The 20,703-nt window shown below is 70.4% G+C and carries 24 protein-coding genes; 12 read left to right on the forward strand and 12 right to left on the reverse strand.

What is annotated here, in order from left to right; translation table 11 throughout:
* Window positions 1-197 precede the first annotated feature (197 nt).
* The 3 genes from J5226_RS19230 to J5226_RS19240 all read left to right on the forward strand — a co-directional run bounded on the left by J5226_RS19230 (window position 198) and on the right by J5226_RS19240 (window position 3,432).
* Entirely contained in the window at window positions 198-1,328 is a 1,131-nt protein-coding gene (locus J5226_RS19230; protein ID WP_215836144.1) for a linear amide C-N hydrolase, read from the forward strand.
* 81 nt (window positions 1,329-1,409) lie between these two features.
* Window positions 1,410-2,735: a S41 family peptidase gene (locus tag J5226_RS19235; RefSeq protein WP_215836145.1), complete on the forward strand. Its 1,326-nt coding sequence runs from the start codon at window positions 1,410-1,412 to the stop codon at window positions 2,733-2,735.
* 244 nt (window positions 2,736-2,979) lie between these two features.
* Window positions 2,980-3,432, forward strand: coding sequence for a hypothetical protein (locus tag J5226_RS19240; protein ID WP_215836146.1), 453 nt, complete (start codon window positions 2,980-2,982; stop codon window positions 3,430-3,432).
* A gap of 19 nt (window positions 3,433-3,451) precedes the next feature.
* Here the strand turns inward: J5226_RS19240 and J5226_RS19245 are convergent, their stop codons facing one another.
* The 4 genes from J5226_RS19245 to J5226_RS19260 form a co-directional block, all read right to left on the reverse strand.
* Complete coding sequence (locus J5226_RS19245; RefSeq protein WP_215836147.1) at window positions 3,452-4,846, reverse strand: hypothetical protein; 1,395 nt, start codon at window positions 4,844-4,846, stop codon at window positions 3,452-3,454.
* Between the two features lie 346 nt (window positions 4,847-5,192).
* Window positions 5,193-5,786 carry an HAD family hydrolase gene (locus tag J5226_RS19250; RefSeq protein ID WP_215836148.1) on the reverse strand — a complete coding sequence of 198 codons (594 nt, stop codon included), beginning with the start codon at window positions 5,784-5,786 and terminating at the stop codon, window positions 5,193-5,195.
* 77 nt (window positions 5,787-5,863) lie between these two features.
* Entirely contained in the window at window positions 5,864-6,169 is a 306-nt protein-coding gene (locus J5226_RS19255) for a PAAR domain-containing protein (protein ID WP_215836149.1), read from the reverse strand.
* Between the two features lie 149 nt (window positions 6,170-6,318).
* On the reverse strand, window positions 6,319-6,912 hold the full coding sequence (locus J5226_RS19260) for a hypothetical protein (RefSeq protein WP_215836150.1): 594 nt from the start codon (window positions 6,910-6,912) through the stop codon (window positions 6,319-6,321).
* A gap of 283 nt (window positions 6,913-7,195) precedes the next feature.
* Between J5226_RS19260 and J5226_RS19265 the strand changes: the two genes are divergently transcribed.
* Window positions 7,196-7,486: a cyclic-phosphate processing receiver domain-containing protein gene (locus tag J5226_RS19265; RefSeq protein WP_215836151.1), complete on the forward strand. Its 291-nt coding sequence runs from the start codon at window positions 7,196-7,198 to the stop codon at window positions 7,484-7,486.
* Between the two features lie 259 nt (window positions 7,487-7,745).
* Window positions 7,746-8,627, forward strand: coding sequence for a DUF1684 domain-containing protein (locus tag J5226_RS19270; RefSeq protein ID WP_215836152.1), 882 nt, complete (start codon window positions 7,746-7,748; stop codon window positions 8,625-8,627).
* Between the two features lie 37 nt (window positions 8,628-8,664).
* Here the strand turns inward: J5226_RS19270 and J5226_RS19275 are convergent, their stop codons facing one another.
* Window positions 8,665-10,209: a hypothetical protein gene (locus J5226_RS19275; protein ID WP_215836153.1), complete on the reverse strand. Its 1,545-nt coding sequence runs from the start codon at window positions 10,207-10,209 to the stop codon at window positions 8,665-8,667.
* 56 nt (window positions 10,210-10,265) lie between these two features.
* Here J5226_RS19275 and J5226_RS19280 point away from each other — a divergent pair, with 56 nt between their 5' ends.
* Together J5226_RS19280 and J5226_RS19285 are read left to right on the forward strand one after the other, a co-directional pair.
* The gene (locus J5226_RS19280; protein ID WP_215836154.1) at window positions 10,266-10,619 is read left to right on the forward strand and encodes a hypothetical protein; all 354 of its coding nucleotides are present in this window, start codon (window positions 10,266-10,268) and stop codon (window positions 10,617-10,619) included.
* A 46-nt stretch (window positions 10,620-10,665) separates the two neighbouring features.
* On the forward strand, window positions 10,666-11,091 hold the full coding sequence (locus J5226_RS19285; RefSeq protein WP_215836155.1) for a GNAT family N-acetyltransferase: 426 nt from the start codon (window positions 10,666-10,668) through the stop codon (window positions 11,089-11,091).
* A gap of 172 nt (window positions 11,092-11,263) precedes the next feature.
* Here the strand turns inward: J5226_RS19285 and J5226_RS19290 are convergent, their stop codons facing one another.
* Window positions 11,264-11,689 (reverse strand): VOC family protein, encoded by a 426-nt coding sequence (locus tag J5226_RS19290; RefSeq protein ID WP_215836156.1) that lies wholly within the window; start codon window positions 11,687-11,689, stop codon window positions 11,264-11,266.
* Between the two features lie 83 nt (window positions 11,690-11,772).
* On the opposite strand from J5226_RS19290, the gene J5226_RS19295 reads away from it, so the two are divergent.
* Both J5226_RS19295 and J5226_RS19300 read left to right on the forward strand, forming a co-directional pair.
* On the forward strand, window positions 11,773-12,375 hold the full coding sequence (locus J5226_RS19295; protein WP_215836157.1) for a TetR/AcrR family transcriptional regulator: 603 nt from the start codon (window positions 11,773-11,775) through the stop codon (window positions 12,373-12,375).
* Between the two features lie 151 nt (window positions 12,376-12,526).
* Entirely contained in the window at window positions 12,527-12,898 is a 372-nt protein-coding gene (locus tag J5226_RS19300) for a VOC family protein (RefSeq protein ID WP_215836158.1), read from the forward strand.
* Between the two features lie 27 nt (window positions 12,899-12,925).
* Here J5226_RS19300 and J5226_RS19305 read toward each other — a convergent pair whose 3' ends face one another.
* The gene (locus tag J5226_RS19305) at window positions 12,926-13,810 is read right to left on the reverse strand and encodes a LysR family transcriptional regulator (RefSeq protein WP_215836159.1); all 885 of its coding nucleotides are present in this window, start codon (window positions 13,808-13,810) and stop codon (window positions 12,926-12,928) included.
* A 310-nt stretch (window positions 13,811-14,120) separates the two neighbouring features.
* Window positions 14,121-15,062: a hypothetical protein gene (locus J5226_RS19310; RefSeq protein ID WP_215836160.1), complete on the reverse strand. Its 942-nt coding sequence runs from the start codon at window positions 15,060-15,062 to the stop codon at window positions 14,121-14,123.
* Between the two features lie 168 nt (window positions 15,063-15,230).
* Here J5226_RS19310 and J5226_RS19315 point away from each other — a divergent pair, with 168 nt between their 5' ends.
* Together J5226_RS19315 and J5226_RS19320 are read left to right on the forward strand one after the other, a co-directional pair.
* Window positions 15,231-15,821, forward strand: a complete 591-nt coding sequence (locus J5226_RS19315) for a hypothetical protein (protein WP_255322858.1) — start codon at window positions 15,231-15,233, stop codon at window positions 15,819-15,821.
* Between the two features lie 56 nt (window positions 15,822-15,877).
* On the forward strand, window positions 15,878-16,480 hold the full coding sequence (locus J5226_RS19320; RefSeq protein WP_215836161.1) for a DUF1579 domain-containing protein: 603 nt from the start codon (window positions 15,878-15,880) through the stop codon (window positions 16,478-16,480).
* A 20-nt stretch (window positions 16,481-16,500) separates the two neighbouring features.
* Here J5226_RS19320 and J5226_RS19325 read toward each other — a convergent pair whose 3' ends face one another.
* Together J5226_RS19325 and J5226_RS19330 are read right to left on the reverse strand one after the other, a co-directional pair.
* Window positions 16,501-17,256, reverse strand: a complete 756-nt coding sequence (locus J5226_RS19325) for a hypothetical protein (RefSeq protein WP_215836162.1) — start codon at window positions 17,254-17,256, stop codon at window positions 16,501-16,503.
* A 56-nt stretch (window positions 17,257-17,312) separates the two neighbouring features.
* Window positions 17,313-18,086 carry a hypothetical protein gene (locus tag J5226_RS19330; RefSeq protein WP_215836163.1) on the reverse strand — a complete coding sequence of 258 codons (774 nt, stop codon included), beginning with the start codon at window positions 18,084-18,086 and terminating at the stop codon, window positions 17,313-17,315.
* A 154-nt stretch (window positions 18,087-18,240) separates the two neighbouring features.
* Here J5226_RS19330 and J5226_RS19335 point away from each other — a divergent pair, with 154 nt between their 5' ends.
* The gene (locus tag J5226_RS19335; RefSeq protein WP_215836164.1) at window positions 18,241-19,107 is read left to right on the forward strand and encodes a plasmid replication/partition related protein; all 867 of its coding nucleotides are present in this window, start codon (window positions 18,241-18,243) and stop codon (window positions 19,105-19,107) included.
* A gap of 97 nt (window positions 19,108-19,204) precedes the next feature.
* On the opposite strand, the gene J5226_RS19340 is transcribed toward J5226_RS19335, so the two are convergent.
* Both J5226_RS19340 and J5226_RS19345 read right to left on the reverse strand, forming a co-directional pair.
* Window positions 19,205-19,504, reverse strand: coding sequence for a DUF333 domain-containing protein (locus J5226_RS19340; RefSeq protein WP_215836165.1), 300 nt, complete (start codon window positions 19,502-19,504; stop codon window positions 19,205-19,207).
* Window positions 19,505-19,694: 190 nt separating this feature from the next.
* Window positions 19,695-20,696, reverse strand: a complete 1,002-nt coding sequence (locus tag J5226_RS19345; protein ID WP_215836166.1) for a lipase family protein — start codon at window positions 20,694-20,696, stop codon at window positions 19,695-19,697.
* Window positions 20,697-20,703 lie beyond the last annotated feature (7 nt).

A 20,703-nucleotide genomic window follows, 5' to 3' on the forward strand; every position in this document is an offset into this window, starting at 1 on the left:
GCGCGAACCGTCACAGAACCGGTGACCTGCCGTCCGCATCGGTCGCGTTGTTATCTGCAACACCGCCTTCGCGGCGTGCATCGTCCCGCCGCCGAAGCCCTCAGCGCCACCACTGCGACAAGCCATCCGCACGACCCACGTCCGCCACGCGTACCCGCGCGGCCCGGCCGCGCGCGACGACAACCAAGGAGCCGCTCATGTGCACGAATTTCCTGCTGTCCGTTCCCAACGTCCCCGCCGCGTCCGGGCAGCCCTCGTTGCAGCATATCTCCGCGCGCTGCATGGAACTGACCGGCACGTTGGCCACGCGCTTGTACCGCGTGCCGGCGCAGCAACAGTTTCCGGTGTTCAAGAACCGCTCGCAGCCGTGGACCGGTAAGTACGGTTTCGTCGGCTTGTCCGATCCGGAGACCATGCCCGAGTTCACCGCGTTCATGGATGGCATCAACCAAAGCGGCCTGTCCTGCGCGGCGCTGTGGCTGCCCGGCACGCAGTACGCCGATAAGGCCGGCGCGGGCGAACAAGCGGTGGCGTATCAGGATTTCGTCGCCTGGGTGATGAGCCAGTACGACTCGGTGCCCACGCTCGTCGCCGACTTGGCCAAGGTGCGCATCGTCGGGCCCGAGGTCGGCGCGCCGACCTATCTGCCGCTGCATTTCATCGCCACCGACAGCCAAGGACTGAGCGCGGTGATCGAATGCATCGACGGCGCCACCGTCGTCTACGGCCCGGACTACCGCGACGGCGCCACCAACGACGGCGTGCTGACCAACGCGCCGACCTACGACTGGCAACGCACCAACATCGAGAACTACGCGCACCTCGACGTGGTCGGCTCGGGCACCTCGCGCAAGGCCGAGGGCGTGCCGGTGGGCGCGGGACTGGTCGGCTTGCCGGGCGACATCACCTCGATCTCGCGCTACGTCAAGGCCTGGACGCTGCGCCAAGGCTTCGCCAAGTTGCCGCAGGACGGCAACGGCTGGCTGCCGACCGCGAAGCTCGACGGCGTCACCGGCAGCACTCAAACCATCGTCAACGTCGCCCTACAGATGGTCACGATGATCCAGGCCACGCCTTACGGCACCGCGCTGGTCCACAAGAAGCTCCACCCGCACCCGCAGGTCGGCGACTGGACGATGTGGCAGGTCGCGCGCGATCACACCCACGCGGCCTACTACTTCAGCACCGCATTCAACGCCACCGTGCATCGGGTCGAGCTGAGCGCGCTGGACTTCGGCGGCGGCAGCGTCGGCGCCAAGGATTGGCCGTCGGTGCCGGTGATGCCGGCCGAAGGCCCGTGGTGCGTCGACGTCAGCGCGAGCTTGTGACACCCGGCATGGCGGCGCGCTGCGACGCGGCGGCGCCTGGGCGCATCCACTATGATACGACCGCCTTTTTTTGGAGCCGCCATGCACCCGCCCCGCCGCCGTTTTCGCTCGCTCGTCGCTGCTTTGTGCCTGATCGCGCTGTCTCTGCCCGCCGTCGCCGCGTCGCCCGCGGCGGCGGGCCCGCGCGCCACCGTGGCCGAAGTCGCCGCGGCCATCGACAAGAATTTCTACGATCCGCAGCGCGCCCAGCGGCTGGCCGCGCAACTGCGCGCCGAGGCCGACTCCGGCCGCTACGACGCGTACCGCGACCCGCGCGATCTGGCCACCGCGCTGAGCGAGCGTCTGCGCACGGAAGACAACCACTTCCGGGTCGAATGGCGCGAGCCCGCCAAGGCGCCGCCGGGCGCGCGCGGCCCCGGCCCCGGCTCCGCCGGTCCGAACACCGCTTTCGCCGACGCCGCGCGCCGCGCCAATTACGGCGTGCGCGCGTTGGAAACCCTGCCCGGCAATCTCGGCTATCTGGACCTGCGCGAGCTGCCCGACATCGACTTCGCCGACGCCGCCGATCCGGCCCGGCGCGCGCTCGACGCCGCGCTCGCGCTGCTCGCCGGCCGCGATGCGGTGATCATCGATCTGCGCCGCAACGGCGGCGGCTCGCCGGCCGCGGTCGGCTACCTCACCAGCGCGTTCACCGCGCGCGGCGCGCCGGTCTACAACATCTTCCGTTCGCGCGAAGGCGGCCGACTGCGCAACGAAAGCGAAGCGCCGGAGCAGTGGTATCCGAATCCGCGCCTGGACGTGCCGCTGTACCTGCTGACCAGCGCGCGCACCGGCTCGGCCGCCGAAGCGCTGGCTTACACCTTGCAGGCCGCGCGCCGCGCCACCGTGATCGGCGAGACCAGCGCCGGCGCCGCCAATCCCGGCGGCGAGTTCCCGCTGTCGGCCGGCTACAGCATGTTCGTCTCCACCGGTTCGCCGACCAATCCGATCACCGGCGACAACTGGGAAGGCCGCGGCGTGCAGCCCGACGTCGCCGTCGATCAGGCGCAGGCGCTCAGCGCCGCGCAGAGCCGCGCGCTCGAACGCATCCTCGCCCAACGCGGCGACGGCCTCGCCGCCGCGGAAGCGCGCTGGATCTTGGAAGCGCTGCAAACGAAAGCCGCGCCGGCGGCGCCTGCCGATTACCTGGGCCAGTACGAGCGCCTGCGCGTCGACCAACAAGACGGCCACCTGACGCTGCGCGACGGCCGCCGCCCGGCGCAGGCGCTGACCGCGCTGCAACCCGACCTGTTCTGCCTCAGCGACGATCCGCGCGTGCGCGTGCGCTTCGAGCGCGCCGCCGACGGCCGGGTCGCGGCGCTGGAGACCCAGTTGGCCGACGGCCGCAGCAAACGCTATCGCCGCTGAAACGCGCGCTTCACAGCGGTGCCGCCGCTGCGTTCTTGATCAGTGCGCGACACCGGCGGCCGCCGAGCCCCTGAGGTCCCCATCCCGACCTCGCCTCATCCCGACGCCGGTGCGCGCAGCCCCCTTCCGTTCGCGGAAGGGGGCTTTTCGTTTGCGCGGCGGCGTCCGCGGCCTCGGCCCGCCCGGAGCTTCACGCTCGCCACAGTCCGGCGTTGGCACGATCTCTCAGCCGCCGGAGGCCGCCATGTACCTCATCGTCACCCTGGAGCCCGTCCACCCCACGGTCATGCGCGCGATCCAGATGATCCTGGAAGGCGCCAGCCCGCTGCCGATGTCCAACGGCCGCTGCGAGCTGTGGTGGCCCGAACACAAGACGCATGTGCTCGACGACGCGGCCGAGGCGATGTCGGTGTTGGTCTTGGTCGGCTGCGCCGACGCGCGCGAGCTCAGCGGCCACGCCGATTGGCGCAGCTACCGCGCCGCGCTCGGGCGCGAGCTGGAATTGGAGGGCTTCGATCAGGTCCACGCCGTGGCCTGCCCGATCCACGGCAGCCAGACCATCCGCTTCGCCGAAGGCGCCTTCGCCGCCGATGTGCTGCGCTTGCGCGAAGACGCGCGGATCTGGCTCTACGCCGTGCCCGGCGCGGCCTCGCATCAACGGGCGGGCTGGAACCAGGCCGCGCCGCCGCCGTACTGAGCGCGGCGGCGCGGCGCGCTCACAAGGCGCGCAGGAACGCGACCAGATCGTCCTTCTCTTGTTTCTCCAGGCGGGTCTGCAAAACCACGTTGAAGAACTCGACCGTGTCTTCCAAGGTCAACAGACGGCCGTCGTGCAGGTACGGCGGCGAGTCCTTGATGCCGCGCAGCGGGAAGGTCTTGATCGGCCCGTCGGCGCTGGCGTAGCGGCCGTTGACGGTCTGCGGCTTGAAGAAGCGTTCCACCTGCAGGTTGTGCATGCTGTTGTCGGTGTAGTACGGCGGCTGATGGCAGGCCGAACACTGCGCCTTGCCGAAGAACAGTTCCTGCCCGCGCTTCTCCGCCTCGCTCGCCTCGGGCTTGAGCTTGCCGAGCAGATCGAGCTTGGGCGCGGGTGGGAAATCCAGGATCGCCTGGAACTCGCCCATCGCGTGCACCTGATGGCCGCGGTCGAGGATGTTGATGCCCTTCTTGGTCGCGATCACCGGATCGCCGTCGAAATAGGCCGCGCGCTGCTCGAACTCGGTGAAGTCCTCCACCGTCTTGAGCGCGCGCTGCGAGCCGAACAGGCGCTGGACGTTGACCCCGCGCAGCGTCGGCGTATCGATGCGATGACGGAATTCCTGCGGGCGGATATCGCCGACCAAGTGCGTGGCCGCGACGGTGTGGCCGTTGCTGTGGCAATCCAGGCAGGCCACGCCGCGGCTGGGCAGCGCCGAGCGGCGGTCCTCGGTCTGATTGAACTGCTGCTGCGCGAACGGCGTCACCAGCAAACGCAGGCCTTCGAGCTGCTTGGGATTGAGCACGCCGTTGAACAGCTCGAAGTAATTGTTGATGGTGACCAGTTGTCCCTTCGACACATCGCCCAGGTCCGGCCGCGTGGTCAGATAGATCGGCGCCGGGAAATCGGGTAGGAAGCGGTCGGGCAGATCGAAGTCCAGATCGAAGCGGGTCAGGTCGCGCTGCTCGGCGCGCTTGACCGCGTCGATGTGGAATTTCGGAAACAGCATGCCGCCTTCGGCGTGGTTGGGATGCGGCAACGGCAGGAAGCCGGCCGGAAACAGGCCGCGTTCGCGCACTTGTTCGGGCGCCATCGCCGCGAGTTCTTCCCAACTCGTGCCGGACGGCAGGCGCACGCGTACCCCGCCCTGCACCGGCTTGCCGCCGGACATCTTCAGCCCGCGCACCGGCTGGTCGGACAGGTCGTAGCGTTGTTCGAGCAGGCCGCGCTGGCGCTGTTCGATGGCGGGCTTGTCGCGTTCCATGCGCGCCTTGATCGCGGCGAAGGTTTCCTTGATGACTACGGGCATGTAGCTGGTCGGCGGATCGGCGGCCACGGCGATGCCGCAGACGCCGAGCGCGCCGGCGGCGAGCAAGGCCCACGGACGCCGGCGCGGAGACTGGCGGTGCCTCATGCGGATTTCTCCCATCGATGGAGGACGGTCTTCGCGGCCGCGAAGACCCGCAGCGACGCTAGGCCGGCGCATCGATGCGCGGAAATCGTTTGATCCGATGGTTGCGATAGCGCGCGGCTATGCGCGCGACGGCGGCGTTAAGCGCAGTGCGCGCGGTCATGCGCGCGGCGCTTAGGCGGTCATGGAATCGCCGTCCTTGCGCGTCGCGGCGCGCGCGGGCACGGGTCCGAGCATCGTTCGGCGGCCTCGCGCGGCGTTCGCGTTCAGCGCCGCATCGCGATCCGCGCGTGACGCGCGGCGCGAACCGCGCGGGCACCGCGACGGATTTGCGCGGACCGCGCGGCGCTCAGGTTTCCTCTCGCCAGCAGTAGAACCGCCGGTCCGCCAGCGCCAGCAGGCCGCGGTCTTCGGGCGTGTCGCCGTAGGCGTAGATGCTCGCGTAGTCCTCCAGCGCGATCCGCTCGCGCACCCGCCGCGGCTTTTCCTCGCCGCAGCAATCGCGGCCGAGGTAGCGCCCGGTCAGCACGCCGTCGCGGCTTTCCAGGCGCGAGCTGATGTACTCCAAGCCTTGTTGCCGGCACCAATGATCGACGAACAGGTCCAGGTTCGCCGTCACCACCACCACGCGGTCGCCGCGTTCGCGATGCCAGTCGATGCGCGCCGCCGCTTGCGGCCGGATCTGCGCCGACACGACCTCGCGCGCATAGCGCTCGGCCGCCGCGCGCACCTCGCGCTCGGGCCGCCCGCGCAGCGCCACCGCGACCACGCGCCGGCGCACGCGCTCGCCCGAAAGCCAGCCGAGCTTGTAGCCGAGGTAATGCGGCATCACCGCCATGCCGCCGAGCCAGCGGCGGCGCCGGCCGATGCTGGCGCGGACGAAGCCGGCGAAGGTTTCGCGTTCGGTGATGGTGCCGTCGAAATCGAACAGAGCCAAATCCATGCCTTGCGACGTCCTGAGCGCGGGCCGGCAGCGGCCCGTGCGCAGTGTAGCCGGCCGCGCCGCCGGCGACGCCGCGCTCAGCCGCGCCGCGCTTGCGGCAGCACGATCAGGTCGGTGCCCAACTCGACGATCGATTGGATTTGGCTCAGCGAAATCAGGATGCAGCCGCAGGCGCAGAAATCGCCGTGCCGCGCCAGCGCGCGGCCGTCGATGAGTTGCTCGGCGTCGCCGGTGACGATCACGGTGGCGCCGTGCATGCCGCACTGCACCGCGTCGCCGATGCGCGCCCAGCGCGGCCGCCCGCCCGCGGCCACGCCGGCTTCGCCGAGCACGCGGCCGCCGCCGCTGGTGGTGTCGCCGGCCTGGATCCAGTAACGGGTCATCGTCAGCCTCCTTCGGCCCGATCGCGCCTATGCCGGACAACGGCGCAGCGGCGCCGGCGTGATCGCGCGCTGCGCGCATTGCGACGGCCGGCGCGGGAATTCTTCGCGGTGGGTGTGCATGCCGGCCTCTCCCCGGGGTCGTGGCCGGCTCAGGCGCCCAGCGCCAAGGCCGAGCCGGTAAAGGGAAATACGAGCGAATACGCCGGCGGATGCGCCGCGACCGGCACCGCCGCGGCGGTGCCGAACTGGGTGACGCCGCGGCCGAGGATCGCGGCCAGGTCGTAGCGGCCGCCGGCGAACTCGAACGCGCGGCTTTGCATCAGGCGCGCCGAGAACACGTTGTCGGTGAGCACTTTCGCCGTCGTCCCGCCGGCCTGCGCGGCGACGGTGGTATCGACCACCAAGCCGACGCGCTGGAACGTGGCGATGCATTCGCCCTGCGCGAAGCTTTCCGGCCGGTCGAAATCGCCGGCCGGTTCGCGCTGCAGATAGACCGAGAACTCGCCGGCCGGGTCCAGGCTGAGCCCGAGCGCGCCGTTGTGGGCGGTGCGCGGCAGGAACGGCTGCGCGGCGAAGGTGAAGTGCGCGCGGCTTTCGTGCACGCGGCCGTCGAACAACTCGCCGGCGACGCCGCCGAGGTGGAGGAAATAGCCGTAGTCGGCGACGTGCTGGTCTTGCGCGGACACGTAGAAGCGCCCGGTGACGTACCAGGCCAATTCGGCGGGCGAAAGCGGAGCGGGCATGAAGGACCTGCGAAGATTCGATGACGAACACGGATGGCGTTTGAAACGGTATTTTTCCGCGTTTTCGCGATGCCGCCGCGGCGGCATCCGCTAGGTCTAACGCTCGCTGGCGCATCGCGGAGGACAGCGTCGCGGCGCGGATATCGCGATCCGTGCCGGCCGGCTCATTCCGCGCGATCCGCGTCCGCCGCAAGCGCCGTTCCGCTGCGTTGGGCACGATCCTTGCCAGCGCCGCCGCGCGCTGTCAGCATCGCCCGCACCCCTTCGAGCGAGGACCGCGAGCATGCGCGTTTACCTGGACGACGAACGCGACACGCCGCCCGGTTGGGTGCGCACGTATTGGCCGGACGAGACCATCGCCCTGCTCGAAGGCGGCGCGGTGACCGAGCTGAGCCTGGATCACGATCTCGGCGACGACGCGCGCGGCACTGGCTACGACGTGCTGCTGTGGATCGAACGCGCGGTGGCCGAGCGCGGCTTCGTGCCGCCGCGGATGGCGGTGCATTCGGCGAATCCGGCGGCGCGGCGGCGGATGGCGGCGGCGATCGAGGCGATCGGGCGGCTGCAGGGCTGAGCGCTCGCGCGATGGGCGGCGCCGCGCTGACGCCGCGCTCTGCGCGAATGCGGGCGTTCGGCGCCGCGCATCGCTGACGCCTCGCGCCTTGGGGCCGCCGCTCGCCCCGATTCAGGCGTCCGCCGGCGCCGCGCGGCCCGCTTGGCTGACAATCCTCAGGGGATCGGCGCGGCGCCCGGCGCGCACACTGCCGTTGCCCCACGCCCCGCCGTCCCGCCGTCCCGCCATCCTGGCGTCCTGCCTTCGTCCGGAGTGTCCGATGCGTCCGCAAGCCCTGCCGATCCGAACCCTCGCCCTGGTCCTCGCGCTGGCGCTGCCGTGCGCGGCGGCCGCGGGGCCGCGCGAAGACTACGACGCGTTCCGCGCCGGCCTCATCGAACAAGCCAGCGGCCCGACCGGCATGTACGCGATCCAGGACGTCGCGGTGATCGCTCCCGGCGCGTCCGCGCACTTGCCCGCCGGCGCGAACGCCGCCGCGCTGCGCTGGTCGCCCGGCGCGGGCGGCCAAAACGACGTGCGGGTGAGTTGGCGCGACGGCCGCGCGCGGATCGACGCGCCGGAACTGAAACAAGCGGTCGATCTGCTCAAGGCGCCCGATCAGAAACAAGTCTTGCCCGGCGGCCTGAGCGTGCGCGCCACCGTCTACGAAGACTCGATCAAGGCGTGGCTGTACAACCCGGCGCTGGTGAAGCAGCGCTTCAAGGGCTTGTCGTTCTTCCCCTACGATCCCAAGGGCGTGATCCAGGCCACGTTCACCCGCAAGGACGCGCCGCAGGCCGTGAGCCATCTCGACTCGCGCAACCACACCGGCACGATGTACTGGATCGGCGACGTCGAACTGCCGCTGCAGGGCAAGACCTACACCCTGCGCGCGTTCAACAAGAACCAGGACTGGAGCAAGATGGACCACTTGCTGCTGTTCTTCACCGACAAGACCTCGAAGAAGACCAGCTACGGCGGCGGCCGCTCGCTGGAAGCGCACTTCCCCGCCGGCCAGCCGCCGCGCTCGCTGAGCTTGAACTTCAATACGCTCTACAGCTTCTTGTGCGCGCATTCGGACTATTACAACTGCCCGATCAATTTGACCACGTATGTGCCGGTGGAATTGAAGTACGGCGAGAAGTATCCGCCGGGCGCCTGAGCCGGTGCGCGCGGCTCAGGCGCGTTGAGCCGTCCCGTCAGCGGGCCGGCGCCTTAGCGGGCTGCGACGATTCGGCCTTCCAGCCGCGCGCCCGTTCCTTCGCGGCGCGCAGACGCGGATCGTCGTCGGGGTTCGGCCAAGCCAGCAGCGCTTCGATCGCCGCCGGCGCGCCCGGATCCTTGGCCTTGTGCAAGGCGTAAGCGCGCAGCTGCACTACGTCCACGACCTCCGGTTGCTCGGCCGCCAGCTCGTTCACGCAGGCGACCGCCTCCGCGCCGATCTGCTTGGGCTGCGCCAGCTGCGAGCACAGGAAGTACTTCGCGCGCCCGGCGTTCTCCGGCGCGAGTGTGCGCATGCGCGGCACGTACTCGCGCGCCTCGCCGGTCTTGCGCTCCATCAGCAGCAGGTTCACCAATTGGGTCAGCGCTTCGCCGTTCTCCGGCTCGTCCTTCACCGCCTGGCGCAGGTCGCGCAAGGCCCAATCGCGCTGCTGCGCCATGATCAGCGCCGTCGCGCGCAGGACCCGGAAATCCGTGTTGTGCGGCCAAAAGCGGGTGGCCTGCGAGGCGTACGCGAACGCCTGCCAATGGTCGTCTTGCTGGCCGTAGGCGCGCGCGGCATAGCTCATCAAGGTGCCGCTGGGCGCGAGCTTGGACACCCGCGCCAACTCGGCCGCGACCATCGGCGCGCCGGAGATCGGCGCGCCGGAGATCGGCGAAACCGGGAAGCCTTCGGCCTCGCCGACCACGGCGCCGAGGATCGGATTGCGCTTGGCGCGCTTGCGCGCGTCCTCGACCGCCTCGCGCAGAGCCTCCATCGAGCCGCCCCAGTTGGGCTGCGAGGCGAGGATGCGGCCATAGACGACGTAATAGGAATCCGGGTCGATCGCGCGGCAACGCTTGCTCGCGCTTTCCTCCAGTTCTTGCGACACGTTGCGGCCGATCGCCAATTCCTGCACGCAGGCGACGCTGAGCTTGGGCTGTAGGGTCAAGGCTTCTTCGTACAGGGGCACGGCCTTGGCGAATTGCTCGTGCATGATCCGCTGCCGCTCTTGGCCGACCAGGCTCATCCGCGTGGTGCCGCGCGCGTCCTCGCCGATGGTCTGGTAGTGGCTGGCCAGAGCGACGCGCGCGTAGGCGCTGCGCGGCGAATCGCGCAGCCAGCGCTGCGCGGTCTCGCCGGCGCGGGCGCTGGCATCGAACGCCTTGAACGCGCGGAAGATCTGTTCGCGCTGCGCCTGATCGCGGTAGTGCTGGTCCAGCAGCTTGGCGAAGCGGCGGTCGAGCTCGGCCGCGCCGCCTTCACTGCGCAGCAAGGCATCGATCTGGTCCAACGACCAGGCCGGCGCGCGCAGCAGGCTGCAACGCCCTTGCGCGGCGCCGGGCAGCCATCGGTTGTCGGGCAGATCCGGGTAGGCCTTGCACCGGGCTTCGTCGTCGGCGATGGCGTCGGCCGCCAAAGCCTGATCCCAATAGGCCTGCCATTGCGGCGGGATGGCGGGCGCGGCGGGCGCCGCGGCGAACGCGGGCGCGGTCAGGCCGGCCAGCAGCGCGACGGAGGCGAAGCGGAGTCGAACGTGCATACGGGCATCCTTGCTTGAGAGTGGGAAACGCGGCGACGGGGCGCGATGGCGCGGGCATGGGAATCCAAGCGACGCTGGATCGCGGGGAGCCGCGCAAGCGGCGCCTCCGCATCGAGCGGCCGGCGTCCTTCGCCGTCGCCCGCGCCGCCCCCGTACGGCGCCGCGCAATTCTGGCAGCGCGGTGTCGGATCGCGCTAGAGGCGACGCGCTTGCGGGCGGCGCGTTCGGTTCGCGCGAACGGGCGCGACAGCGACGCGCGCTTCGGGGAATGCGCGGCCATCCCGAGCGCCCGCCGCTTCAAACCGAACTGGACCGGTCGAATTAGAAAAATCTGGCTCATCGACGGAACCATGAAGTTCCTACAGTGGAACCACGCCTCTCGATGGCTGGCGCGATGCGACGCGCATTGATCCCGAACCCGAGCCCATCGCCACGAACTCACCCGGAACCCGCCCCATGCAATGGATCGATCACCTGCGCGACGTCGATTGGAACGAGCTGTCCGAGCTGTACCGCATCGCGCCGCTCGGCGAAAAAAGCCCGGACTATCTGCGCACCGCGTACGGCAACAGCCGCTACATCGTTCTGGTCTACGCCGAAGGCCGCCTGGTCGGCGCCGGCCGCGCGCTGGCCGACGGCGTGGATTGCGCCTACCTCAGCGACATCGCCGTGCGTCCGCGGCAACAAGGCACCGGCCTGGGCAAGGCCATCGTCGAAGCGCTGGTGCGGCGCGCGCACGGGCACCGCAAGATCCTGCTCTACGCCAATCCGGGCAAGGAAGGCTTTTATCTGCACCTGGGCTTCAAGCGGATGAACACCGCGATGGCGATGTTCGCCGACGAAGCGGCGGCGTTGGCGACGGGCGTGGTGAGCGCGGGCTGATCCGTCGCCGCGCGGCCGTTCGGCCCGCGCGCCGCGACGGCGAAAGACGGACCGCCGCGAACGCCGCGGCATTCGCGGAGCCGGACGACACTATCGACCGGACCGCGCTCGCTGCCCCGCCCGACTACTCGCGCCGCCGCGTCCCGCACGGACGGCGCGATGCGTCCGCATCTCAAACCGGCAACGCGCTCGCGTCGTACTGCGCCGCGAACTCTTCGCTCGGCGCGATCGGCGTGATGATGTCGAGCAGCACGCCGTTCGGATCGGCGGTGATGAAATGGCGCTGGCCGAAGGCTTCGTCGCGCAGGCTCAGCAATACCGGCAGACCCGCGGCGACGAGACGGGCGTGGACCGCGTCGACGTCCTCGACTTCGAAGTTCAGCAGCAAGCCGCCGACCCGGCCGCGAGCGGCCTCGGGAATGGTGTGGTGGCCGCCGTCGAGCACGGCGAGATTGATCGAGGGGTCGGCGGCCGACTGCAGATGCACGTACCAATCGGCCGCGAACAAGGCGACGAAGCCGAAATGCGCTTGATAGAACGCGGCGGTGCCGGCCACGTCGCCGGTCATGATCACGGGGTAATAGCTGGTCACTTTCATCGCGGGCGGCCTTTGGCTTGTGGGGGTGGGAGGTTTTACATACAGTCTGTATGTATTCGCAAATTAACATACAGGCTGCATGTATGGAACCCTCCAAGACCCGCCGACGGGCCGCCGCGGCCGCGCGCAGCAACCGCGAACGCACCGAAACCACCCGCCGCGCCTTGCTCGAGGCCGCGCGGGCGCTGTTCGTGGAAAAAGGCTACGGCGCCACCTCCACGCCCGAAGTGGCCGCGGCCGCCGGCATCACCCGCGGCGCGCTCTATCACCACTTCGCCGACAAGCGCGACCTGTTCCGGCAAGTGCTGGACGCCGAAGCCGCGGCCGTGCGCGAGGACATCCTCGCCGCCGACCGCCCCGGCCTGAGCGCGCAAGCGGCCTTGATCGGCGGCGCGCAGGCCTATCTGCAAGCCATGACCGTGCCCGGCCGCACCCGCTTGCTGCTGATCGAAGGCCCGGCGGCGCTGGGCGCGCAGGAAGCGCTGGCGATCGACGACGCCAACGCCGGCCGCACCCTGCGCGAGGGATTGGCCGAAGCGCTGGGCGAGAACGCCGTCGATTGCGACGCGCTGGCGCGGCTGATGTCGGCGGCGTTCGATCGCGCGGCGTTGGAGATCGATGCGGGCGGGGATGCGGCGCGCATTCGCCAGACGATGCTGTGGACGATAAACAAACTGCTGGCTTGAAACGCGACGGCACCGCCGCTTCGACGGCGAATCGCCCGCGACTTGCGAACGCGCCGTTCTGCCCCGGCCAGTCTGCTGACAAGCCCTGTCAGCACCCCGCCCCACACTTCCCGTCGACCTCAGCCACCGGCTCCGCCGACAGGAATCCGCCATGCCCGACTGCCATCTGGTTTTGCTCTACGTCGATAGCCCCGAAACCAGCGCCGCGTTCTACGCCGGACTGCTCGGGCGCGCGCCGTTGGAGGCTTCGCCGACGTTCGCGCTGTTCGGGTTCGATTCCGGCCTGCGCCTGGGGCTGTGGTCGCGGCATACCGTCGAACCGGCGGCGCCGCCGGCGTTCGGCGGGGTCGAGCTCGCGTTCGCGCTCGCCGACCGCGCCGCGGTCGATGCGGCCTGCACCGATTGGCGCGGCCGCGGCCTGGAGATCCTGCAGGAGCCGGTCGATCTGGATTTCGGCCGCACCTTCGTCGCGCTCGATCCGGACGGGCATCGCCTGCGGGTGTTTTCGCCCGCGCCGGAATGAAGAGCCGCGACGGTGCGATGCGCGCCGTCAGGCGCTCGCGTACTCCGCGCACGCCCGCTCCAGCCACGTCGCGAACGCCGAGGCGCCGTCGCCCGCCGGCTTCAGCGCCAGCCGCGTGAGCCAGTAGCCGCCGGCGTCGAGCGCGGTGTCGAACGGCTGCACCAGCAAGCCTTGCGCGAGTTCGCGCGCGAACATCGACGGCGGCGCCAGCGCCACGCCGAGGCCTTGCAGCGCGCACTGCACCATGGTCAGCGAGGAATCGAAGATGGTGCCGTTGATCGGGCCGCACGGCACCGCCTGCGCGGCCTCGAACCACAGCCGCCAATCGTCGACGAAGTACGAGCGCAGCAACGCGAAGCGCGCCAGTTCCGACGGCGCGCGCAGTTGCTGGGCGATGGCGGGCGTGCACAGCGGCGCCAGCGGCGCGGGCATCAGGTAGCGGCTTTCCATGCCGGGCCAGTTGCCGCGGCCGAAGCGTACGGCGTAGTCGAGGCCTTCGGCGGCCGGATCGACGCGGTTGTTGTGGGTGCTCAGGCGCACGTCCACCGACGGGTGCACGCGCGCGAATTCGGCCAGCCGCGGCAGCAGCCAGCCGCTGGCGAACGTGCCGACCGCGCCGACGTGCACCACTTCGCGGGCGAGGCCGTCGCCGACCCGGTCGAGCGCGGTGTCGATGCGGTCGAAGGCTTCCTGGATCGCCGGCAACAGGCTCAGGGCTTCGTCGGTCAGCGCCAGTCCGCGCGGCAGGCGGCGGAACAGTTCGACGCCGAGCTGGTTCTCGAGCAAGCGCACCTGATGGCTGACCGCGGCTTGGGTGACGTTGAGCTCGTCGGCCGCGCGGGTGAGGCTGAGCGCGCGCGCGGCGGCTTCGAAGGCTTTGAGCGCGCCTAGATTGATGCGGGTATGGGCCATGGCCGCTCCGGTGGCTGGTAGAACGGCCGAGGCCGCAGGACGATTCGCGCAGCGACGCGGGCCGTCCTTAGAAAAACTTGAGGCCGGCGAAAGAAAAAATCGCTGCTCGCGCGCCGGCCGGACGGGAGAATTCAAATCCGCGCAGCGCGGGCTGTCAACGACAAAAGGCCGGCAGATCGCGCAACGCGCGCCGCGCTTGCGTCGGTGCCGCGTACGCCCAGGCGGCGCGCTCGGATTCAGCGTCGCGGTCGCGCGGCGCGGTGTATGCGCCGCGCAACGGCCGAGCCGCCCAACCGCGCGGCCCGCGCGTTCAACGCCGCGCGGGAACGACCTGCGCCAACTCGCCGCCGTCGGCGACTTCGGCGCGCTTCTCCAGCAAATACGCGTACCACTGCGCCTGCACCTGCTCGATCGGCCCCAGCTCCGCCTCGAACTCTGCCGCGCTGCCGTTGCCGCGCATCAACCGCCGGTACGCCGCGGCATGCGCGCCGCCGTCGTGGTGGAACAGGAAGTGCGACAGGCTCCAGTACTCCAGGTAATAGACGTTCAGATGGCGGCCACCGATGGGCGGCCCGCTGCCGTCGATCAACTGGCGCAGCGGAATCAGCAGGCCCGAGCGCAGATCGCGCTCCAGCGAACCCGTCAGCGGCAGATCGGGCAGCCACCAGATCGGATAGGCGCCCGCATCGATGCTACCCGGCCGCAGCCGCGTGCCTTCCAACCGGCTCGCGCCGAAATAGCTGGCGACGCCTTCGTTGATCCAACGGGCGCGCGAGAAACCGGCGCGTTCGGTATGCAGTTGATGGGTCGCCTCGTGCAGCATCCAGTGGTACGGGTTGTCCGCGCCGCCGGCGAAATAGGCGTGGCAGTACGGCCGGCGGTAATACGCCTCGGCCCAGGGCATCGAGGTGTTGTAGGCGGAGAACTGGGCGCGGTCGCGGTAGAGGATCAGGCGTAGGCGCGTCTCGGGCGCGGCCGGCGGCAACGCGAAGAACTGGCCGTAGGCGCGGTGCAGCGCTTCCACCGCGGTCGCCACGTGCAGGGTTTGCGCGGGCGTGGCGGCGCTGAAGATCGCGTAGTGATCGGTGCGGTATTCGCGCGATTGCGGCGGCAGCGGCACGGCTTTCTCGGCGGCGGGCCGCGCGGCGGCCTGCGGCGCGCCCGCGGCGCCGCGCTCCGGACCCGAGCAGGCCGCGCACAACGCGCCGGCGGCGATGACGGCGATCCAGCCGGCCTTCCTGTTCGTCCGCATGCGCCTCTCCTTGCGTTCGCCGCCAGCCTAACCCGCGCCGCGGCGGCGGCGAAGTGGCCTGCCCGCGAGCGCCTAACTGGCCCTTGAGGCCGCGCCGCCGCGCGCCGCACAGTCGCGGCGGACTTTCCGCGAGCGCACGCCATGCCCGGCCCCGAAGCCACCCGTTGCTTGACTTGGTCCCTGTGCGCCGGCGCCCTGGCCTCGCTGCTGGCGCTGGCGCCCTCGCAGGCGCAGCGCGCCCGCGCGCAGGCCGCGCCGGCGCCGGCGGCGGCGCCCGCCCGCGACGGCCAACGCGATTTCGATTTCGAGACCGGCCTGTGGCGCACCGAAGTACGGCGTCTGGCGCGGCCGCTGAGCGGTTCGCGCGAATGGCTCGACTACACCGGCACCACCCGCGTCGTGCCGCTGCACGGCGGCCGCGCCAATCTGGCCGAACTCGCCGTCGCCGGCCCGGCCGGGCGCATCGACGGCATCTCCTTGCGCCTGTACGAACCGGCCGCGCGGCAGTGGCGCATCCACTACGCCAACCTGCGCGACGGCGCGCTGACCGCCTCGATCGCCGGCGGCTTCGCGCGCGGCCGCGGCGAATTCTTCGGCGACGACACCTGGGACGGACGGCCGATCCGGGTGCGCTTCCGCATCCACTGCCCGCGCGCCGACCGCTGTTCGTTCGAGCAAGCCTTCTCCGACGACGGCGGCAAGCGCTGGGAAACCAACTGGCTCGCCACCGACACGCGATTGAGCGGCGGCGCCGGTTGAGCGCCGCGCCCCGCGCAGGATGTTCCGCCCGATTTTCCACCGCCCCAGGAGTCCCCGTGAACGCCGAGCACGACCCGTCCCGCCGCAGTCTGCTGCGCCTGCCTTTGCTCGCCGCCGTCGCCGGCGCCCTGCCCGCGCTGCCGGCCTTCGCCGCCGCGCCCGCCGCGAAGCCGCACCCGGCCGATGCCGCCGACCCGGCGCACGCGTTCGACTTCTTCCTCGGCACCTGGCAGGTGCGCTACCGCCGCCTGCGCGAACGGCTGATGGACAACCACGAGTGGGAAGAATTCGAGGGCACCTGCAAGACCCTGCCGCTGTTCGGCGGCCTGTCCAACTTCGACGAGAGCACGGTCCACCGCCCGGGCTTGCCGTATCACGGCCTGGGCTTGCGCAGCTTCGATCCGGCCACGCGCACCTGGGCCGATTGGTGGCTGGACACGCGCAACCCGCAGCGCATCGATCCGCCGATGATCGGCGGCTTCGCCGACGGTGTGGGCACGTTCTTTGGTGAAGACGACTTGCGCGGCAGCAAGGTCAAGGTGCGCGGGTTGTGGAAGGACATCAGCGCCGACGGCCTGCAATGGGAACAAGCGTATTCGGCCGATGGCGGGAAGACGTGGGAGACCAATTGGGTGTCGCGGTATCGGCGGATCGGGTGAGACCCACGCCCTCGCCCGAGTCAGTACGGCGGATCGGCGCAGCTGCACGTCGGCTCCAACGCCGCGCACTGCGCCGGTATCCACCAGCGTTGGCGATAGCCGCCGTCGGGCGTGGGCTGCAGATGGATCACGCCGCGGGCCGCGCCTAGCAGCCAGCCTTGGCCGAGCGCCTGGATCGTATCGGGACGCACGAAGCGCCAATCGTCGTTGCGATACACCCTCTCCAGCTTGCCGCTTTGCAAAGAGACTTTCGCCAACCCGTCGCTCAGCAACAACCACCAGGCATCGTCGCCGCGGCGCAACGCCGCGACCGGCGCCGCGTCGAGTTCGGCCAGCCGATGAATGCGCCAGCGGCGTCCATCGAGACGTTCGAAGCGCAGAACCGAGCCGTCGTTGAGGCCCAGGTGCGCCAGCCCCTGCGCGACGATCACTTGACCGCGATACTGCGTCGAGGCCACCGGATTGACGTCTTTCATCTCGAAACGCGCGCCGCCGTCGCGCGGCAGCCATTCGATCCGGCCGCCGAACTCGCCGTGGTTGTAACCGAGCAAAGCGCCGTCGGCGAGCACCTCGCGCACCGTCAGATCGCCGTCGCCGCGGCGTGCGGACCGTAAGCGCAGGGTCCCGTTCGCGGCGGTTTCGACGGCCCAACTCTCCCGCGAATAGTTCGCGCAGTACCGCCCCGCCTCGGTCCTCGGCGGCTCCACCGCCACCCAACCTTTCGGCGGCTCCCCATCGACCCCCACCGCCACCGCGGCCCCGATCGCCGCCAGCATCCATGCCATCCCCGCCATCGTCCGCTCCCGTTGGACCGTGAAATCCCGCCGCGCCGCTAACGCTGCAACCGCTGCGGCCGGCACTCGCACTGCGGCGCCGCCAGCCGGCGGCAATTCTCCGGCACCAGCCACTGCTCGCTGAAACGTTCGCCGAACGGCATCAACCGGATCACGCCGTGGTCGGTGCCGATCAGCCAGCCCGCGCCGGAGGCCTGCAGCGATTGCGGCTCCAGCCGCGCCCAGCGCGGATTGCTGTGCAAAGGCTGCTGGCGTCGCGCAGCCAGATCCACCCGGATCAGGCCCGTATCGGTCAGCACCACCCAGTCGTTGCGCCCGTCGCGCGCGGCCGCGACCGGCACCGCGTCGAGCTCGATCATGCGGTGGATCCGCCAGCGCTGCGCGTCGCGGCGCTCGAAGCGCAGGATCGCGCCCTCGCGCCGGCCGGCGCGGTTGCGCCCTTCGGCGACGAACACCTCGCCGGCGTACCCGGTCGCCGCGCGCGGACGCAGGTCGGCGTTGCTGAGCGCGAAACCGGCCGCGCCCTTGCGCGGAATCCATTCGACCCGGCCGTCTTCGCCGACCGCCATCGCGCCGTCGGCCAGGGCCACGCGCAGCGGCGCGGGCGGCTGTTGCGGCGCGATGCGCACGCGGCCGCCAGTGTCGGCCAACACGTCCCAGGGGCGCAGCGCGTCGATCGCGCACTGCCATTGCTCGATGCTGTCGGGCGCGGCGATCGCCGCCCAGCCCTTGGGCACCTCGCCCGCGCCGACCGACAGGCCGTGCGCGCCGGCGGCGCCCGCGGCCAACGCGCCCAGCGCCGCCCATGCCAACCGACTTTGCCGCATCCGTCCCCCGACGTGGCGCCGCGAAGGCGCGGCCCTTGCAGTATGGCCGATCCGCGCGCGCGGCGGCCGCCGACCTGACGCGGCCGCCGCGACTGCCTACAATGCCCGCCCCCCACCCGTTCGGAACGCCGCACGCCGCATGGATATCGTCATCAACGAATCGCTCAAGGCCTACATCGACCCGCTCACCCCGGAGGAGCACTCGGCGCTGGAAGCCAGCCTGCTCGCCGAAGGCTGCCGCGACGCGCTGATCCTGTGGGGCGATGTGCTGGTCGACGGCCACAACCGCTACGGCATCTGCAAGCAGCACGGCCTGCCGTTCCAGACCGTGCAGAACAAGCGCTTCAAGACCCTCGACGACGTTCACCTGTGGATGATCGACCAGCACCTGGGCCGCCGCAGCGTCTCCGACTTCCAGCGCGGCGTGCTGGCGCTGCGCAAGCGCGAAATCCTGGCCGAACGGCGCGCCCGCGCCGAGGCCGAACGCGCCGCCGAAGCCGAGGCCGCCGCGCCGGCCGAAGCCGCGGGCGATGCCGGCGACGCGCCGCCGTGGTCGGACGACGCCGCGTTCCAGGCGCCCGCGCTCGACAGCCGCCAGGCGCTGGCCAAGGCCGCGCGCCTGAGCAACAGCCAGGTCGGCATGATCGAGACCATCCACAAGCAAGCCGCGCCCGAAGTGGTGGCCGCGGTGAAATCCGGCGCGATCTCGATCAACGCCGCCGCCGCGGTGGCGACGCTGCCGGAAGACGAGCAGCGCGCCGCGGCCCTGGCCGGCGGCAGCGAACTCAAGCAGGCGGCCAAGCGCGTGCGCGAGTCCAAGCGCAAGCCGCGCGAGGCCAAGCCCGAGGTCGAGATCGAGGAAGAAGCGCTGCCGGCGAAGTTCGTGCCGAACGCGGACGAGAGCGAAGAATTGCAGGCGCTGCGCCAGCGCGTGGCCGAACTGACGGCCGAGAACGAAACCCTGAAGCTGGAAGTGGCCGGGCTGCGCGCGGCGCTGGGCCGCTGATCGATGCCGTCGCCCGGGTTTCGCGCCCGGGCGATGCATGGGAACTAAGGCATCGGGCGCGGTACCGCCGCGCCTCCGACGATCGCGAGAGCCGCGGTTACTCCGCCGGCTTCTCGCACTTGCCGTCGCGCATCAGCGCCCATTCTTCGCACACGCGGCCGTCGGGCAGATGGCACAGGCCGTATTGGCCGCCGTCCTTGCCGGTGCGAATCTCCAGGGTGCCGCCGAGCTTCTGGCAATGCACCGAAGCCGGGTTGGCCATGCCCACACCCTTGGGTGCGCTGTGGCCGGCGTCGGCTTGCGCCGGCTTGGGCGCGGCGGGTTCGGACGGCGTGCTGCAGGCGCTCAGGGTCAGCAGCGCGAACGGCAGCGCGGCGGCGAGAAGGCGAACGGTCATGGCGGATTCCTTGCGGCGGCGAAAACGGCGGCCACTATAAGGCCGCGCGCATTGATGCCGGGGTGAAGGCCATCGGCGCGATGCGGGTCCGGGCGGAGGCCGCGCGCGACGGCCTTCGGGCCCGGCGCGTTCCGCCCGGATCGCGGCGATCCGGGCGAAACGCCTCAGGCCCGAGAACCCCGCGCCGCATTCAACCCAGCTTGACCGCCGTGGCCGCCTCGGCCTTCATCAGCGTCTGCGCCTGATCGGCCCAACGCACATCGGCGCCGCTCGGCGGATAGGTGCTGATCATCGTCCACTGGGTTTCGCCGGGCACCTGATCCTGGAACGTCCCCTGCCACTGCTGCGGCGACAACGGCAGCGCGTTCTCCAGCACCGCGGTCAGGTTCAACAGCGCGTGCCGCGCCAACAAATGCGGGAACCATTCCTTGTCGACGTAGAACGCGGTGCGAAAGCCCGTGCCGACCGCTTGATAGTCGAACGCCGACGGCGGCAGCGACGGCACGTAATCCCAATAGTTGTAGACGCGGATGCTCTGGCTGGCGTCGATCACGCTCGCGTACGCCTCGGCCCAGTTGTCGGTGCCGACCATGGGGCTGGAGAAGTTGAGGTTGAGCGAGGCCGTCAGCGTCGAGATCGGCTTGCTCACCGCCACGTCCAGCGAGAACAACTGGCACAGCGCCGCGCCGAGGCTGTGGCCGGTGATGTAGAGCTGGCTCGGCTGGTACTTCTGCAGCAGCGCGAACAACTGCTGGCGCATCGACGCGCTCATGTCGCCGCCGATGCCGTCGTAGATGCCGTAGAAGCCCGACGACACCCGCGGCGTCGGGCTGACGCTGTTGCTGGTGGGGACGAAATCGGTGGGAATGAAGTGCACGTCTTCCCACGCGTCGAGGTCCGAATCGGTTCCGCGGAACGCGAAGATATACGTGCCCGGCTCGGCCTGCGACTGGAACACCAGGCCGAAGGATTCGACCGAACCGGTCAGCAGAATCGCGTCCCAGCCGGTCCAACTGTCGCGCCAGGTGTAGCCGCTGGGCGCCACGATCGGCTGCTGCGGATCGGTGAAATAGGTGTAGGCGGCCTTCGACGCGACCGCCAAGGCCAAGGTCAGATCGGTGTCGAGCACCGGGTTGGCGGCGTAAGCGCCGGCCTGGGGTACAGCGCGCACTGCGGCGTTGCTGGCGTTCATAAGCGCG

This window comes from Lysobacter sp. K5869, from assembly GCF_018847975.1.
Taxonomy (GTDB): Bacteria; Pseudomonadota; Gammaproteobacteria; order Xanthomonadales; family Xanthomonadaceae; genus Lysobacter.